Source organism: Flavobacterium sp. CECT 9288, assembly GCF_918731615.1.
Taxonomy (GTDB): Bacteria; Bacteroidota; Bacteroidia; order Flavobacteriales; family Flavobacteriaceae; genus Flavobacterium.
Window position 1 is genome coordinate 477,876 of sequence record NZ_OU957226.1, and the last position, 16,662, is coordinate 494,537.

The 16,662-nt window shown below is 36.6% G+C and carries 12 protein-coding genes; all 12 read left to right on the forward strand.

Annotated features, from left to right (window positions below):
* Positions 1–17 precede the first annotated feature (17 nt).
* The 12 genes from LQ189_RS02155 to LQ189_RS02210 all read left to right on the forward strand — a co-directional run bounded on the left by LQ189_RS02155 (position 18) and on the right by LQ189_RS02210 (position 16,655).
* Entirely contained in the window at positions 18–1,001 is a 984-nt protein-coding gene (locus LQ189_RS02155) for an SDR family oxidoreductase (RefSeq protein WP_230154051.1), read from the forward strand.
* A gap of 82 nt (positions 1,002–1,083) precedes the next feature.
* Positions 1,084–2,475: a UDP-glucose 6-dehydrogenase gene (locus LQ189_RS02160; RefSeq protein ID WP_230154052.1), complete on the forward strand. Its 1,392-nt coding sequence runs from the start codon at positions 1,084–1,086 to the stop codon at positions 2,473–2,475.
* A gap of 278 nt (positions 2,476–2,753) precedes the next feature.
* Entirely contained in the window at positions 2,754–4,037 is a 1,284-nt protein-coding gene (locus tag LQ189_RS02165; RefSeq protein ID WP_230154053.1) for a nucleotide sugar dehydrogenase, read from the forward strand.
* Between the two features lie 95 nt (positions 4,038–4,132).
* Positions 4,133–5,140, forward strand: coding sequence for a mannose-1-phosphate guanylyltransferase (locus LQ189_RS02170; protein WP_230154054.1), 1,008 nt, complete (start codon positions 4,133–4,135; stop codon positions 5,138–5,140).
* Positions 5,141–7,121: 1,981 nt separating this feature from the next.
* A complete protein-coding gene (locus LQ189_RS02175; protein ID WP_314839998.1) occupies positions 7,122–7,616 on the forward strand; it encodes a UpxY family transcription antiterminator in 495 nt (164 codons plus the stop codon).
* A gap of 1,804 nt (positions 7,617–9,420) precedes the next feature.
* On the forward strand, positions 9,421–9,879 hold the full coding sequence (locus LQ189_RS02180) for an HU family DNA-binding protein (RefSeq protein ID WP_230154055.1): 459 nt from the start codon (positions 9,421–9,423) through the stop codon (positions 9,877–9,879).
* Positions 9,880–10,852: 973 nt separating this feature from the next.
* Positions 10,853–11,899, forward strand: a complete 1,047-nt coding sequence (rfbB, locus tag LQ189_RS02185; protein ID WP_230154056.1) for a dTDP-glucose 4,6-dehydratase — start codon at positions 10,853–10,855, stop codon at positions 11,897–11,899.
* A gap of 110 nt (positions 11,900–12,009) precedes the next feature.
* Entirely contained in the window at positions 12,010–12,549 is a 540-nt protein-coding gene (gene rfbC / locus LQ189_RS02190; protein ID WP_230154057.1) for a dTDP-4-dehydrorhamnose 3,5-epimerase, read from the forward strand.
* A gap of 3 nt (positions 12,550–12,552) precedes the next feature.
* Positions 12,553–13,410, forward strand: a complete 858-nt coding sequence (gene rfbD / locus LQ189_RS02195; RefSeq protein ID WP_230154058.1) for a dTDP-4-dehydrorhamnose reductase — start codon at positions 12,553–12,555, stop codon at positions 13,408–13,410.
* Positions 13,411–13,433: 23 nt separating this feature from the next.
* On the forward strand, positions 13,434–14,315 hold the full coding sequence (rfbA, locus tag LQ189_RS02200; RefSeq protein WP_230154059.1) for a glucose-1-phosphate thymidylyltransferase RfbA: 882 nt from the start codon (positions 13,434–13,436) through the stop codon (positions 14,313–14,315).
* 9 nt (positions 14,316–14,324) lie between these two features.
* The gene (locus LQ189_RS02205; protein ID WP_230154060.1) at positions 14,325–15,308 is read left to right on the forward strand and encodes an SDR family oxidoreductase; all 984 of its coding nucleotides are present in this window, start codon (positions 14,325–14,327) and stop codon (positions 15,306–15,308) included.
* Between the two features lie 66 nt (positions 15,309–15,374).
* Positions 15,375–16,655: a nucleotide sugar dehydrogenase gene (locus tag LQ189_RS02210; RefSeq protein WP_230154061.1), complete on the forward strand. Its 1,281-nt coding sequence runs from the start codon at positions 15,375–15,377 to the stop codon at positions 16,653–16,655.
* Positions 16,656–16,662: the final 7 nt, after the last annotated feature.

The window sequence follows — 16,662 nt, forward strand, 5'->3', positions numbered from 1 at the left end:
GTGAAATAAAATATAGCATGGCAAACGAAGTGCAAAAAAAGATATTGGTTACCGGTGGAGCGGGTTTTATTGGATCTAACTTATGCGAGTATTTTTTAGATAAAAAGTACCAAGTAGTATGTTTGGACAATTTTGCCACGGGACACCTGCATAATTTAAAAAACTGTTTAAATAATCCTAGTTTTCAATTGATAGAAGGTGATATTCGTAACGCAACCACTTGTATGGAAGCCGTAAACGGAGTGGATTATGTGTTGCACCAAGCTGCTTTAGGCTCGGTACCAAGATCATTAAACGATCCTGTTACCAGTAATGAAGTAAATGTTTCTGGTTTTTTGAATATGTTAGTCGCTGCTCGAGATCATAAAGTAAAACGTTTTGTGTATGCAGCCAGCTCGTCTACCTATGGAGACTCAGAAGGCCTTCCAAAAGTAGAGGGAACTATCGGAAAGCCTTTGTCACCTTATGCCATTACTAAATATGTCAACGAATTGTATGCCGAAATATTTAGCAAATCATACGGTTTAGAAACCATAGGCTTGCGTTATTTCAATGTTTTTGGGAGGAAACAAGATCCTAATGGCGCTTATGCTGCTGTGATTCCTAAGTTTGTTATGCAGTTGATGCAACACGAAAGTCCTAAAATAAATGGGGATGGCAACTATTCTAGAGATTTCACGTATATTGATAATGTGATACAAATGAATGAGTTGGCCATGCTCACACAAAATCCAGAAGCCGTTAATACGGTATACAATACTGCTTTCGGGGATAGGAATACGTTGAATAATTTGGTCACTTATTTAAAACAGTATTTATCCGTTTACGATCCAGAAATTAAAAATGTAGCCGTGGAATATGGTCCTAACCGCGCAGGAGATATTCCGCACTCTTTGGCTAGCATTGAAAAAGCACAACGATTATTGCACTACAATCCGCAATTTTCATTGCAAAAAGGCTTGCAAGAGGCAGTGGGGTGGTATTGGGAGCATCTAAAATAAGATGGAGTAGAGAAAATAGAATCTTCTCAAACTTCAAAAAAAATAAAAAAGAAAATTAAAATAAGCGCTTAATAGATAAAGAATGGAAATTACAAAAATTTGTTGCATTGGAGCAGGGTATGTAGGTGGTCCTACCATGGCTGTAATTGCACAAAAATGTCCCCATATACAAGTAACCGTTGTGGATTTGAATGAAGAGCGAATTGCCGCTTGGAACGACCCAAATACGGATAATATACCTATTTACGAACCTGGTTTGAGCGAAATAGTTGCTACCGCTCGAGGTAGAAATTTATTTTTTTCTACGGCAGTGGAACAAGCCATTGATGAAGCACAAATCATATTTATTTCTGTAAACACCCCTACCAAAACCTATGGTAAAGGGAAGGGAATGGCGGCTGATTTGAAATACATAGAATTGTGTGCACGACAAATTGCACGCGTAGCTAAAGATAATAAAATTGTTGTCGAAAAATCAACACTTCCGGTTCGAACGGCAGAGGCCATCAAAAGTATTTTAGATCATACCGGAAACGGGGTTCAGTTTCAAATTCTTTCCAACCCTGAGTTTTTAGCGGAAGGTACGGCCGTAACTGATTTATTGCAGCCAGATCGTATCTTAATTGGTGGTGACGCTACTCCAGAAGGGAAAAAGGCAATGGAGGCACTGGTTCAAGTTTACTCTAATTGGGTCCCTTTAGAAAAAATATTAACTACAAATGTATGGTCTTCTGAGTTATCTAAGCTTACTGCCAATGCATTTTTGGCACAGCGTATTTCATCTGTAAATGCCATGTCTGAACTTTGTGAGAAAACAGGTGCTGATATTAATGAAGTGGCTAAAGCAATAGGAATGGACAGTAGGATTGGACCTAAATTCTTAAAAGCTTCAGTTGGTTTTGGCGGTTCTTGTTTTCAAAAAGACATTTTGAATTTAGTATACATTGCTAAATCATACGGATTGCATGAAGTAGCTGATTATTGGGAACAAGTAATTATCATGAACGATCATCAAAAAAGACGTTTTTCTAATGGGATTGTACAAACACTGTACAATACGGTTTCAGATAAAAAAATTACTTTTTTGGGTTGGGCTTTCAAGAAAGATACCAATGATACTAGAGAATCGGCAGCAATATTTGTGGCCGATGATTTGATCAATGAGCATGCAAAAATTGCGGTATATGATCCAAAAGTATCCTCTAAAAAGATACTAGAGGATCTTAATTATTTAGAAACACGCAGTCCAGAGCAAAATAGCGAGTGTGTGACTACTTTTTCAAATCCTTATGAGGCTTGTGCAAATGCCCATGCGGTAGCCATTCTTACCGAGTGGGATGAATTTGCGAATTATGATTGGCAAAAAATATTTGAAGGGATGCAAAAACCAGCATTTATTTTTGATGGACGCAATGTGCTGGATGCAGCACAACTTCGTGCCATTGGATTTGTGTACCAAGGAATCGGCTCCTAAACGGTTGTTTGTTCTTTTGTAGACACCAAGTATCATAAAGCATCGTTGAACGGTATCAGAAATAGACCTTATTTTAGCTACATTTGTGTACCAAGAAACAAAATTGAAATGCTTTTTAAGGCTTTTTTTCGAAAGTAATAATAAAAGGGAACGGCTAGTTGAGTTTTTTCTTTAAGGAAAAGCAATGAATGATGCGAAAGTGCAACCCTAAAAAACATAAAGCCGAGTATGGCAACGCTAAAAAGCGTACTTTTAAATAATAAATAGTTAGGAATAAGTTGAGCGAACACATAAAAATAGCGGTAATTGGTTTGGGGTATGTCGGTCTTCCTTTGGCAAGATTGTTTGCTACCCAGTACTCTGTTGTAGGTTTTGATATCAATCAGTCGCGTATAGCAAGTCTGTCTGCGGGCACTGATAGTACTTTAGAAGTAGATGATAACACCTTGCAACAGGTTTTGCGAACCGCACCAAGTGATGAAAACGGACTGTATTGCACAGCGGATATAGCAGCTATAGCCGATTGTAATTATTTTATCATTACCGTGCCGACTCCAGTTGATAAAAACAACCGACCTGATTTAACGCCTTTGTTTAAATCCAGTGAAACGGTAGGTTCAGTTTTAAAAAAAGGAGATATTGTCATTTATGAATCAACGGTTTATCCTGGTGTGACCGAGGAGGAATGTGTTCCTGTATTGGAAAAAAAGTCTGGATTGAAGTTCAATGTGGACTTTTTTGCAGGGTATTCTCCAGAACGAATTAATCCAGGCGACAAAGAGCATACGGTTGAAAAAATTCTAAAAGTGACATCAGGTTCGACTCCTGTCATTGGTCAGAAAGTAAATGAATTGTATCAATCGGTGATAACTGCAGGCACACACTTGGCACCATCCATTAAAGTGGCCGAGGCAGCAAAAGTAATAGAGAATTCCCAGCGGGACATCAACATTGCATTTGTAAACGAGTTGGCCAAAATTTTCAACTTGATGCAAATAGATACTCAAGCAGTACTAGAAGCAGCTGGTACCAAATGGAATTTCTTACCTTTCAAACCCGGATTGGTAGGTGGGCATTGCATAGGGGTTGATCCGTATTATTTGGCACAACGCGCACAAGAGTTTGGTTATCATCCCGAAATTATTTTGGCAGGACGCCGCTTGAATGACAGTATGGGAGAATATGTGGCCTCGCAAGTGGTGAAGTTAATGATTAAAAAAGGAGTTATTGTCAATGGTGCTAGATTATTGATGTTAGGCATTACTTTCAAAGAGAATTGTCCTGATGTACGCAATACTAAGATTGTGGATGTTATAAAGGCTTTAGCCGATTATGGCATTCAAATTACAATTTATGATCCATGGGCAAACCCTGTTGAGGTGTCAAGAGAATACAATTTAACCACTACAACTACTTTACCAACAGAACGTTTTGATGCTCTGGTATTGGGGGTAGCACATACTGTTTTTATAGATCTGGATTTTTCTTCTTTGCAATGTGAAAAAAGTTTGCTGTACGATGTGAAAGGCATTTTAGGAGAGCGAGCGGATGGACGTTTGTAAGGGGGTAAAATCGCTGTAAATGTGAGGTGTTTGAAAGAATAAAGTTTAGTATTATTCGAAAAAAATAAAGATTACCAATTAAATATACTTTAATTATGAAAAATGCAAATTCAGTTACACATGTAATCCTTACAGGAGGAGTGGGAAGCAGGCTATGGCCTTTATCACGTAAAAGCCAACCCAAACAATATTTGGATTTGTTTGATGGTAAGTCTTTGTTTGAAATGACCGTAGATCGAAACCGGTCTTTGGCAGACACCGTGATGGTGGTTGGAAACACAGATAATTGTCATTTAAGTAAAAAAGTTTTAGATAAGTCAGGTACTTCATATATTGATATTATTGAAGCGACGCCAAGAAATACTTCTGCCGCAATTGCTTTTGCAGCATTTGCCTCAGAACCTGACACAATTTTAATCGTTACCCCATCCGATCATATTATAGACGGGACGGAAGCCTATGAAAGTGCGATTAACCAAGCAGTGGAAAAGGCATTACAAGGGTATATTGTTACTTTTGGTATAGTTCCTACTAAACCCGAAACCGGCTACGGCTATATAGAGCGCTCTGGAGATGATGTAATTTCGTTTAGAGAAAAACCCAATAAAGTGTCTGCTAAAGATTTTATAAAGAATGGTAACTTTTTATGGAACAGTGGAATGTTTTGTTTTAAAGCTGCTGTATTTTTAGAAGAGTTGAAAGTATATAATGCAGAAGTATATGAAAAATCCAAGCAGGTTTGGGAAGCCAACAAAGCAGGGCAATTGGATTTAGAATTGTCAATGGCTATTCCGTCCATTAGTGTGGATTATGCGGTGATGGAACGCAGTAAGAAAATTAAAGTGGTTTCGTCTGAGTTTAAATGGTCTGATTTAGGGTCTTTTGAATCTGTTTATGATTATTTGGTTTCAAAAGGACAGGTGGTTGATAGCAACGGGAATATGGTTATTGGAACAGATGTATATACTGCTTTTGTGGGGTTAAAGAATGCAATTTTTGTACATACGGAGAATGCCAATTTGATTTTGCAAAAAGAAAGCTCACAAGAAGTAAAAAATATTTATACGGAATTAGAAAAAAGTAATTCTGATTTATTAGAGTAATATTTTTCTCTTTATCAAAATGTACCGAAAAGACTTTTTTTAATAAGTTGTTTTCGGTACATTTTTTTTATGCATGTTTATGGAATAATCAAGCGATTAAATTTTTCGTTTTGATTGTCGGGTTGTTTTGTTATGGAGAGCTTTTGTTATGATGAGGAACGAAGCATCTCTACATATTCTTCATTGTAGCAGACGATTTCATTTTTCGAGTTTATTCTTTTCTTTTGCCTTGATGCAAAAGAAACAAAAGATCAAGCCTAAAAATTAAAAACTTAAAAACTACCTCAAAACTTCGTTCCGCAGCCCGAGCCGTTCGGCTTTCAGCCTCAACTTGCGGACTGCTGCCACTCCGTTTTTTCGTTGTTTTTTACATTTTATTTTAAGGGCGCTTTTCCTGAATTCGTTTATGTAGCAGTTCTATTTGTAAATTGTGAACTATAAACTGTAAACTGTGAACTGTGATCTGAAACCTGAAACCTGAAACCTGAAACTGAACATGCTGCGCTAAGGACTATTTACTGAAAACTGATGACTTTCAACTGTCAACTCTCCCCATTCTGTCATGCTGAGGGACGAAGCATCTCTACATATTCTTCATTGTAGCAGACGATTTCATTTTTCGAGTTTATTCTTTTCTTTTGCCTTGATGCAAAAGAAACAAAAGATCAAGCCTAAAACTTAAAAACTTAAAAACTACGTTCCGCAGCCCGAGCCGTTCGGCTTTCAGCCTCAACTCGCGGACTGCTGCCACTCCGTTTTTTCGTTGTTTTTTACGTTTTTAATTTAAGGGCGTTTTTCCTGAATTCGTTTATGTAACAATTCTATTTGTAAATTGTGAACTGTAAATTGTGAACTGTGAGCTGTGAACTGTGAACTGAAACCTGAAACCTGAAACTTGAAACTTGAAACTTGAAAATTAAAAACTTAAAAACTACCTCAAAACTACGTTCCGCAACCCGAGCCGTTCGGCTTTCAGCCTCAACTCGCGGACTGCTGCCACTCCGTTATTAGTTGTTTTTTACGTTTTTAATTTAAGGGCGCTTTTCCTGAATTCGTTTATGTAGCAGTTCTATTTGTAAATTGTGAACTATATACTGTAAACTGTAAACTGTAAACTGTAAACTGTGAACTGTGATCTGAAACTTGAAACTTGAAACTTGAAACTGAACATGCTGCGCTAAGGACTATTTACTGAAAACTGATGACTTTCAACTGTCAACTCTCCCCATTCTGTCATGCTGAGGGACGAAGCATCTCTACATATTCTTCATTGTAGCAGACGATTTCATTTTTCGAGTTTATTCTTTTCTTTTGCCTTGATGCAAAAGAAACAAAAGATCAAGCCTAAAAATTAAAAACTTAAAAACTACCTCAAAACTACGTTCCGCAGCCCGAGCCGTTCGGCTTTCAGCCTCAACTCGCGGACTGCTGCCACTCCGTTTTTTCGTTGTTTTTTACGTTTTTAATTTAAGGGCGTTTTTCCTGAATTCGTTTATGTAACAATTCTATTTGTAAATTGTGAACTGTAAATTGTGAACTGTGAGCTGTGAACTGTGAACTGAAACCTGAAACTTGAAACTTGAAAATTAAAAACTTAAAAACTACCTCAAAACTACGTTCCGCAACCCGAGCCGTTCGGCTTTCAGCCTCAACTCGCGGACTGCTGCCACTCCGTTATTTGTTGTTTTTTACGTTTTTAATTTAAGGGCGCTTTTCCTGAATTCGTTTATGTAGCAATTCTATTTGTAAATTGTGAACTGTAAACTGTAAACTGTAAACTGAAACTTGAAACTTGAAACTTGAAACCTGAAACCTGAAACTGAACAATGGACTAAGTACTAAGTACTAACTACTGCATACTGAAAACTTTTTACTTAAACCCCAGGTATTTATAGAAGTGTTCAAAATCTCAGTATATTCATCTTAAAAAACAACTACAACTGCTATATTATCGCAATTGGAGTATTATATTTGTTCATTCTTGAATTGTACAATGGATATGGATGTAATGATGAATTGGTATGTACTGTATACCAAACCAAAATCGGAAAAAAAAGTAGCAGAACGTTTGACGGAAATGGGAATTAATGCCTATTGTCCAATAATTACTAAAATTACGCAATGGTCTGATCGAAAAAAAAAGGTACAGCTACCCTTGTTCAATTCCTATATTTTTGTTCGACTTACAGAAAAAGAGCGAAATAGTGTTTTTGATGTTCCAGGTGTTGTGCGTTACTTGTTCTGGTTAGGGAAACCTGCAATTGTTAAAGACAAAGAGATTGAAACGATTCAGAACTGGCTTTCTGCCCCAGATACATTTGATGTTGTCATTGATACGTGGAGAAAAGGAGATAAAGTTGTTTTAGAGTCTGGGCCATTTATAGATCAAGAGGCTACAGTTCAAGAAGTCAAACAAAACCATTATTTGCTGGTGTTGGAATCTTTGGGTTGTGTGCTAAAAGTAGAGAAGAAATAAGTTTTTTTTCAAGTGTCTTGCTTTAATTAGGAAATTTATATTTTCAAGTTTGTTCTTTTCTTTAGCCTTGATGCAAAAGAAACAAAAATTATTCACGGGTTAATATTGTTTTTTTGGTATTCATGAATCTTCGATTTCAAGCCTGAAAATTAAAAACTTAAAAACTACCTCAAAACTACGTTCCGCAGCCCGAGCCGTTCGTCCTTCGTCCTCAACTCGCGGACTGCTGCCACTGCGTTTTTTCGTTGTTTTTTACATTTTTAATTTAAGGGCGTTTTTTCGAATTCGTTTATGTAGCAATTCTATTTGTAAATTGTGAACTGTAAATTGTGAACTGTGAACTGTGAGCTGTGAACTGTGAACTGTGAACTGAAACCTGAAACTTGAAACCTGAAACTGAACACGCTGCACTAAGGACTAACTACTAATTACTGATCACTGATGACTTTCAACTGTCAACTCTCCCCATTCTGTCATGCTGAGGGACGAAGCATTTCTACTTATTCTTCATTGTAGCAGACGATTTCATTTTTCGAGTTTATTCTTTTCTTTTGCCTTGATGCAAAAGAAACAAAAGATCAAGCCTGAAAATTAAAAACTACCTCAAAACTACGTTCCGCAGCCCGAGCCGTTCGTCCTTCGTCCTCAACTCGCGGACTGCTGCCACTGCGTTTTTTCGTTGTTTTTTTCGTTTTTAATTTAAGGGCGTTTTTTCGAATTCGTTTATGTAGCAGTTCTATTTATAAGTTGTGAACTGTAAGTTGTGAACTGTAAATTGTGAACTGTAAACTGAAACTTTAAACCTGAAACTTTAAACTTTAAACTTGAAACTGAACATGCTGCATTAAGGACTATTTACTGAAAACTGAATACTGATGACTTTCAACTGTCAACTCTCCCCATTCTCTCATGCTGAGGGACGAAGCATTTCTACATATTCTTCATTGTAGCAGACGATTTCATTTTTCGAGTTTATTCTTTTCTTTTGCCTTGATGCAAAAGAAACAAAAGATCAAGCCTAAAAATTAAAAACTTAAAAACTACCTCAAAACTACGTTCCGCAGCCCGAGCCGTTCGGCTTTCAGCCTCAACTCGCGGACTGCTGCCACTGCGTTTTTTCGTTGTTTTTTACGTTTTTAATTTAAGGGCGCTTTTTCGAATTCGTTTATGTAGCAGTTCTATTTATAAGTTGTGAACTGTAAGTTGTGAACTGTAAATTGTGAACTGTGAACTGTGAACTGTGAACTAAAACTTGAAACCTGAAACCTGAAACCTGAAACCTGAAACCTGAAACTTTAAACTTTAAACTTTAAACTTTAAACCTGAAACTTGAAACTGAACACGCTGCACTAAGGACTAATCAACTAAACACGCTCTAAAAGATGATTGAAAAATGACATATGGGACATTTAGAAATCATGGTGTAAAAATGTTTAAAATCTAGTGTTTTTTATGAGATAAAGAAGTAAAACAAGTATGTGAATTGAATCTATTTCAGGTTCTGGGGGCTCTCGCTTAAGTTCCTGTGGTAGGTTTTCAGTGTGTTTGAATACGTTTGATGCAAGTAACTTAAAAATGCTCTAGATTTTTTATGCTGTAAGTGGTAATGTCATTATGCTGCCTCAAATACGTTTCTTGATCGTCTTTGCGGGAAAACCTATATTTGACAGGGCTTAACGAGTTTTTTATAAAATTAAAATACTGTTGTTGAGGTTTTTGTATTTATTTACACTTTTCTTTTTGTTGTTAAAAACAAGCCTCAATTGTGAATAAGTTTGGCTTTTACTTACAGTAAAAGTATGTTATGTTTGTAAAGTCAGTTAGATACTTTAGTACGTATACTAAGACAAACTTATTTATTAATTTAATACCAAAAATTATGGCTATTAAATACAAAATTCTTCCAAGGAAGAACCCGAGAGACTTAGTGGCTCCGGAAAAGTTTTATGCTGCTGCAGTTGCAGATGGCGATGTTGATTTCGAAAGACTAGCAGAGTTGATTTCGTATCAGAGTACCTTAACTGCTTCTGATTGTTATGCCGTGCTCGCTTCTTTAGAACACAACATCATTGGCGAACTAGGTCAAGGTCGCATTGTGAAGTTAGGCCGCTTAGGCAACTTTCAAGTGGGCATTAGCTCTGAAGGTAAAGATGTTGCTGATGAGGTATCAACAGCAGCCATCAAAAAAACGCGTGTGCTCTTCCGTCCTGGTAAGAAAATGCGCAGTATGCTAAAGGATTTATCTTTTAGAAAAGTGGGCTAGAACCCTGTTCAGTAGTAAAAGACTGAGTTTAAGACCTCGAATATTCCAGTATTCGAGGTTTTTTTATGCTCAATAATGTCAAAATAACGTTCAAATCGTCTTGATGGAACAAAAGAATCGTCTTGACGAAGTAAAAAGTTCATCAAGACGATGTGAAAATACCGTCAAGTTGATTTATTAAAAAGTGTTTGATATCCTTTTTAAGTCTTTTTGTATCAAAAAAATATTTAGTAGTGTCTGTATTTCTGTTGTATCCCATAAAACTGGAAGATTTTATGTAAGATTATTTGTTTAAATTAGGTCAAATGGATGGGTTTTAGCCATAAAAAAAGCTCAAAAATACGGACTAGAACCCTGTTTTTTTGAGCAATGGAGTGAATTTAAGACCTCGAATAATTCCAGTTATTCGTTAAATCAGAGTTCAAATGTAGCGAAAAGTTTCAATATGTGGCGGTGTTATTTATAAATTTAATGTTAAAAGAGGTACGGTTTTTTCGACCTGATTTGTGAAGTAGTTCTTTTTCTTAATTTAAAACTGTGAACTGTAAACTGTGAATTGTAAACTTGAAACCTGAAACCTGAAACCAAAAACTTAAAACTGAGCCCGCTGCGCTAAAGACTAATTACTGAGGACTAACTACTAAGTACCAATTACTATACAATTTGCAAGAAAAGACTATGTAATTTGTAAGTTAAATTTAGGGAGTCAAGCATATTTTTCTTAGATAATCTTCACTTTGTTGGATAATTTACTATAAATTTGCCACAACTAGAAAAAAAGCAATCTCAAATGGGACTTGCAATGGCGAAGCCATGTTTACTAGTTGCATTTTGGAGTGTTAATTAGTTTTTTATTTGGAAGTAGGCAGCACGTTATTAACAAATGCCAATAGATTTTATAAAAATAGAATAGACCAATCCTTATAAATGAAATTTGTAAGAGGCATATAAAAAATATATAAATTATAGTGTTATGAAAATACTAATTACAGGAGGTGCAGGATTTATAGGGTCGCATGTGGTACGTCGTTTTGTGACTAAATATCCAGAATATACAATCGTAAATCTAGATGCTTTGACGTATGCTGGGAATCTAGAAAACATCAAAGATATTGAGAATCATACCAATTATACTTTTGTAAAAGGGGATATTGTAGATGCTACTTTTGTGGATAATTTGTTTCAACAGTATCAATTTGATGCGGTAGTCCATTTGGCAGCGGAGTCTCATGTGGACCGCTCCATTAAAGACCCTTTAGCGTTTGTGAAAACCAATGTAATTGGAACTATGAATCTCTTAAATGCGTGCAAGGAATTGTGGAAAAACAATAGCGAAGGCAAGCGTTTTTATCACATCAGCACGGATGAGGTATACGGTTCCTTAGGAGCAACAGGCTTGTTTACAGAGAGTACAGCCTATGATCCTAATTCACCCTATTCGGCCTCAAAAGCCAGTTCCGATCATTTTGTGCGTGCCTATGGTGAAACTTACGGATTACCGTATGTATTAACCAATTGTTCGAACAACTACGGGCCGTTTCATTTTCCTGAAAAATTAATTCCGTTGTTTATTAACAATATCATCAACAACAAAGCCTTGCCCGTATATGGAGACGGTAATTACACCCGTGATTGGCTTTTTGTAGAAGATCATGCGGTAGCAATCGATTTGGTTTTTCACGAAGGTAAAAATCACGAAACCTACAACATAGGAGGTTTTAACGAATGGAAGAACATTGATTTAGTGAAACTGCTGTGTCAGCAAATGGATCATAAATTAGGGCGACCAGATGGTACTTCTGAAAAGCTGATTACATACGTGAAAGATCGTCCAGGTCATGATTTGCGTTACGCTATCGATGCCTCTAAAATAAATACAGAGTTGGGGTGGAAGCCTTCTGTAACTTTTGAACAAGGATTAGAACGAACTATAGATTGGTATTTGTCCAATGAAGAATGGCTGAAAAACGTGACTTCTGGCAATTATGCTACCTATTATCAAAAACAATACGAATCGTAGTGTATCGTTAAGCTTTAAAAAGAAGCAAAACCATCACAAGCAAATTCATTTAGAACAAGATAAAAAATATAATTTTGCGAGAGCAAGAACAAGTATATAGTAATTAAATAATGACAGTCGAAACCACATTTATCAAAGATCTTTTAGTACTAACTCCCACTATTTTTGAGGACGAAAGAGGTTATTTTTTTGAGTCCTATAGTGAGGCGTCGTTTGCGAAGAATGGATTATCTTACGCATTCATACAAGACAATCAATCGTTTTCTAAAAGAGGCGTGATCCGCGGACTGCATTTTCAAAAAGCACCTTATGCACAAACCAAGTTGGTACGAGTATTAAAAGGCGAAATTTTAGATGTGGCCGTAGACCTTAGGAAAGATTCGGTAACCTATGGACAGCATTTTAGTATTCAATTGTCAGCCGAAAATAAAAAACAACTCCTAGTTCCTAAGGGATTTGCACATGGCTTTTCGGTCTTAAGTGCGAATGCTATTGTCTCTTATAAAGTAGATGAAGTCTACCATAAAGAAAGCGAAAGCGGAATCCAATATAATGATCCCACTTTAGCCATCAATTGGCAAGTAAATGCAGCTGAGGCAATAGTATCGGATAAAGACCGTGTTCTGTGTCCTTTTAATGATTTGAAATAAAGGATGAAAAAGATACTCATCACAGGAGGCTCTGGGCAACTGGGTAGTGAATTGAAGGTATTGTCAATGGGGTTTTCCCAAAATGAATTTATTTTCCCTGACCGTTCGCAATTAAACTTAGAGCAGCCAGAAAGTATAGTATCATTTCTTCAGGATTTACAACCCGATTGTATCATCAATTGCGCTGCCTATACTGCAGTAGACAAAGCGGAGCAAGAGCCCGAAAAGGCCGACTCCATCAACCATCTAGCAGTGGGCGTATTGGCAGAATGGAGTTTTCAGCACAACACACAATTTTTACATGTTTCCACCGATTATGTATTTGAGGGTATAGCAACATTTCCTTTGAAAGAAGAAGATGCGACCAATCCGCAAAACGAATACGGGAAATCAAAGTTAAAAGGGGAACTTGCGGCAATAAATGCCAATCCAGAAACGATTATTATTAGGACTTCTTGGGTATACTCTCAATTTGGAGCTAATTTTGTCAAAACCATGTTGCGCTTGATGCAAGAGCGAGATCATTTGAATGTGGTTCAAGACCAAATAGGAAGTCCTACCTATGCCAAAGATCTTGCTGAAGTGATACTGAAAATTATCAATTCAGATGAATGGAAGCCGGGAATCTTTCATTATGCTAATGAAGGAATCATCAGTTGGTTTGAGTTTGCTAAAGCCATCAAAGAAATAGCAGGAAGAAAATGTGAACTTTTTGGAATTCCATCAGCATCCTATCCCACACCAGCTACAAGACCAGCCTACTCTTTATTAAATACCTCAAAAATAAAAAACACCTTTGGTATCACCATACCTCATTATAGAGATAGTCTTGAAAAATGTATAAAGCAATTAATCAAGTAAATGTTATCTAATACTAAAACATTATGAAAGGAATCATATTAGCAGGCGGGTCCGGGACCCGGTTGTATCCCTTAACCAAGTCGATATCCAAGCAGTTAATGCCCATCTATGACAAACCAATGGTGTATTATCCATTATCGGTTTTGATGTTGGCGGGGATTACTGAAGTGTTGTTAATTTCCACCCCTCATGATTTGCCTCATTTTCAAAACCTGTTGGGAGATGGAAGTGATTTTGGGATTACCATTCAGTACGCTGAACAGCCCAGTCCAGACGGATTGGCACAAGCTTTTATTATTGGAGCTGATTTTATTGGTACCGATCCAGTTTGTTTGATTTTAGGAGACAATATATTTTATGGTCATGGATTGACTGCTTTGCTCAAAACAGCCGTAAATAATGTCACCGTTGACAATAAGGCCACTGTTTTTGGATATTATGTACAAGATCCTGAGCGATATGGTGTGGCTGAATTTGATACCACTGGTACTGTGGTGAGTATTGAAGAAAAGCCAAAAGTACCCAAAAGTAATTATGCCGTGGTAGGATTGTATTTTTATCCCAATTCTGTGGTAGAAATAGCCAAAAAAATTAAGCCTAGTGACCGAGGGGAGTTAGAAATTACCACTGTCAATCAAGTGTATTTGGCTTCACAAGATTTAAAGGTAGAGTTAATGGGGCGTGGGTATGCGTGGTTAGACACTGGAACTCATGAATCCTTACTTGAAGCGAGTAATTTTATACAAACCATAGAAAAAAGACAAGGGCTTAAAGTAGCATGCTTAGAAGAAATAGCTTTTGAAAAAGGTTACATTTCTGCAGAAAAATTAATTGAGCAGGCAACGTTATTGCGTAAAAATGAGTATGGTCAGTATTTGTTGCGTTTGGCGAAAAGAATGCTATAAAATAAACTTATGCTACAAATAGAAAATAAAACAATTTTAGTGACAGGTGGTGCCGGTTTTATCGGTTCGAACTTATGTGAACATTTGTTAGAATTTAATAATAAAGTGGTGTGTCTTGATAATTTTGCTACAGGCAGAACCCAGAACATACAGCATTTATTGACAAATCCTAATTTTACATTAATAATTGGAGATATCCGCAATCTTGCTGATTGTCACAAAGCCGCTCAAGGAGTTGATTATATTCTGCACGAAGCAGCTTTGGGTTCTGTTCCACGATCGATAAATGATCCTATTACCAGTAATGATGTTAATGTCTCTGGATTTTTAAACATGCTTGTTGCGGCAAGGGATGCCAAAGTGAAACGCTTTATCTATGCCGCCAGTTCTTCAACTTACGGAGATTCTGAAGCATTACCAAAAGTTGAAGATACGATTGGTAAACCATTATCGCCCTATGCAATCACTAAATACGTTAATGAATTGTATGCTGATATATTTCAGCGTACTTATAGCCTAGATACAATCGGATTGCGTTATTTCAATGTATTTGGAAGAAAACAAGATCCTGATGGTGCATATGCTGCGGTAATCCCAAAGTTTGTGATGCAGCTAATGAAACACGAAAGTCCGATAATCAATGGCGACGGTAATTTTTCAAGAGATTTTACCTATATCGACAATGTGATTCAGATGAATGTACTTGCTATGGTTACGGAAAATCCAGTAGCTCTTAACACGGTATACAATACTGCCTTTGGTGATCGAACCACATTAAATGATCTGATGGCTTCGTTAAAAAAATACTTATCCGTTTTTGATCCTGCTATTGCAAATGTTGAGACTATATATGGACCAAATAGAGCCGGAGATATACCGCATTCTTTGGCCAGTATCGATAAAGCGAAACAGTTATTAGGCTATGATCCTGAATTTTCGATGCAAGAGGGTTTAGAGCAGGCTGTTAATTGGTATTGGGAAAATTTAAAATAAAGGGCAAAGTATAAAAGCAATTTTGTTTACTAAAATAAGCGAATCAACTAATTAACAAAAACAAGAATGAGTATAAAAATTGCAATTATAGGCTTAGGCTATGTGGGGCTTCCATTGGCGAGGTTGTTTGCAACTAAGTATCCAGTGGTTGGATTTGACATCAATCAAAACAGAATTGATGGATTGCGTTCTGGAACGGATAGCACTTTGGAGGTTTCGGATGAAGTTTTGCAACAAGTATTGGTCGATGACTTTAATAATAATCAAAATGGATTATTATGTTCGGCTACGCTAAATGATATTGCGGACTGTAATTATTATATCGTTACTGTTCCTACTCCTGTAGATAAAAATAATCGCCCAGATTTGACACCCTTGTACAAATCAAGTGAAACGGTAGGTAAAGTTCTAAAAAAAGGAGACATTGTTATTTATGAATCTACGGTTTATCCGGGAGTAACTGAAGAGGAATGTGTGCCAGTCTTAGAAAAAATATCAGGTTTAAAATTCAATGTAGACTTTTTTGCAGGATATTCGCCAGAAAGAATCAATCCGGGAGACAAAGAACATACTGTAGAAAAAATACTGAAAGTAACAGCAGGATCAACTCCTAAAATAGGACAGAAAGTAAACGATTTATACAAAAGTGTCATAACTGCAGGAACGCATTTAGCTCCTTGCATTAAGGTTGCTGAAGCTGCCAAAGTAATTGAAAACTCACAACGTGATATCAATATTGCCTTTGTTAATGAACTTGCAAAAATATTTAACTTAATGGATATTGATACGCATGCTGTTTTGGAAGCAGCGGGCACCAAATGGAATTTTCTACCATTCAAGCCTGGATTGGTTGGTGGACATTGTATAGGAGTAGATCCTTATTATTTAGCACAAAAAGCACAAGAAATGGGGTATCATCCAGAGATAATTTTGGCTGGACGCCGTTTGAATGACTCTATGGGAGAGTATGTAGCCTCACAAGTGGTTAAGTTAATGATTAAAAAAGGAATTACCATTAATGGTGCGGATCTGTTGATGTTAGGAATTACTTTCAAAGAAAACTGTCCTGATGTACGTAATACTAAAATTGTAGATGTAATTGGGGCTTTAGCTGATTATGGAATTAAAGTTACTATTTTCGATCCTTGGGCAAACCCAAATGAAGTAAAACATGAATATGGGCTAAATACCACTATAACTTTGCCTATTAAAAAATTTCAGGCTGTAGTTTTAGGTGTAGCACATAAAGAATTTTTAAATGTAGATTTTTCATCATTGCTAAATGATAATAGTGTTTTGTATGATGTTAAAGGTATTATTGGTAATGTAGTTGATGGGAAATTATAATTTATAA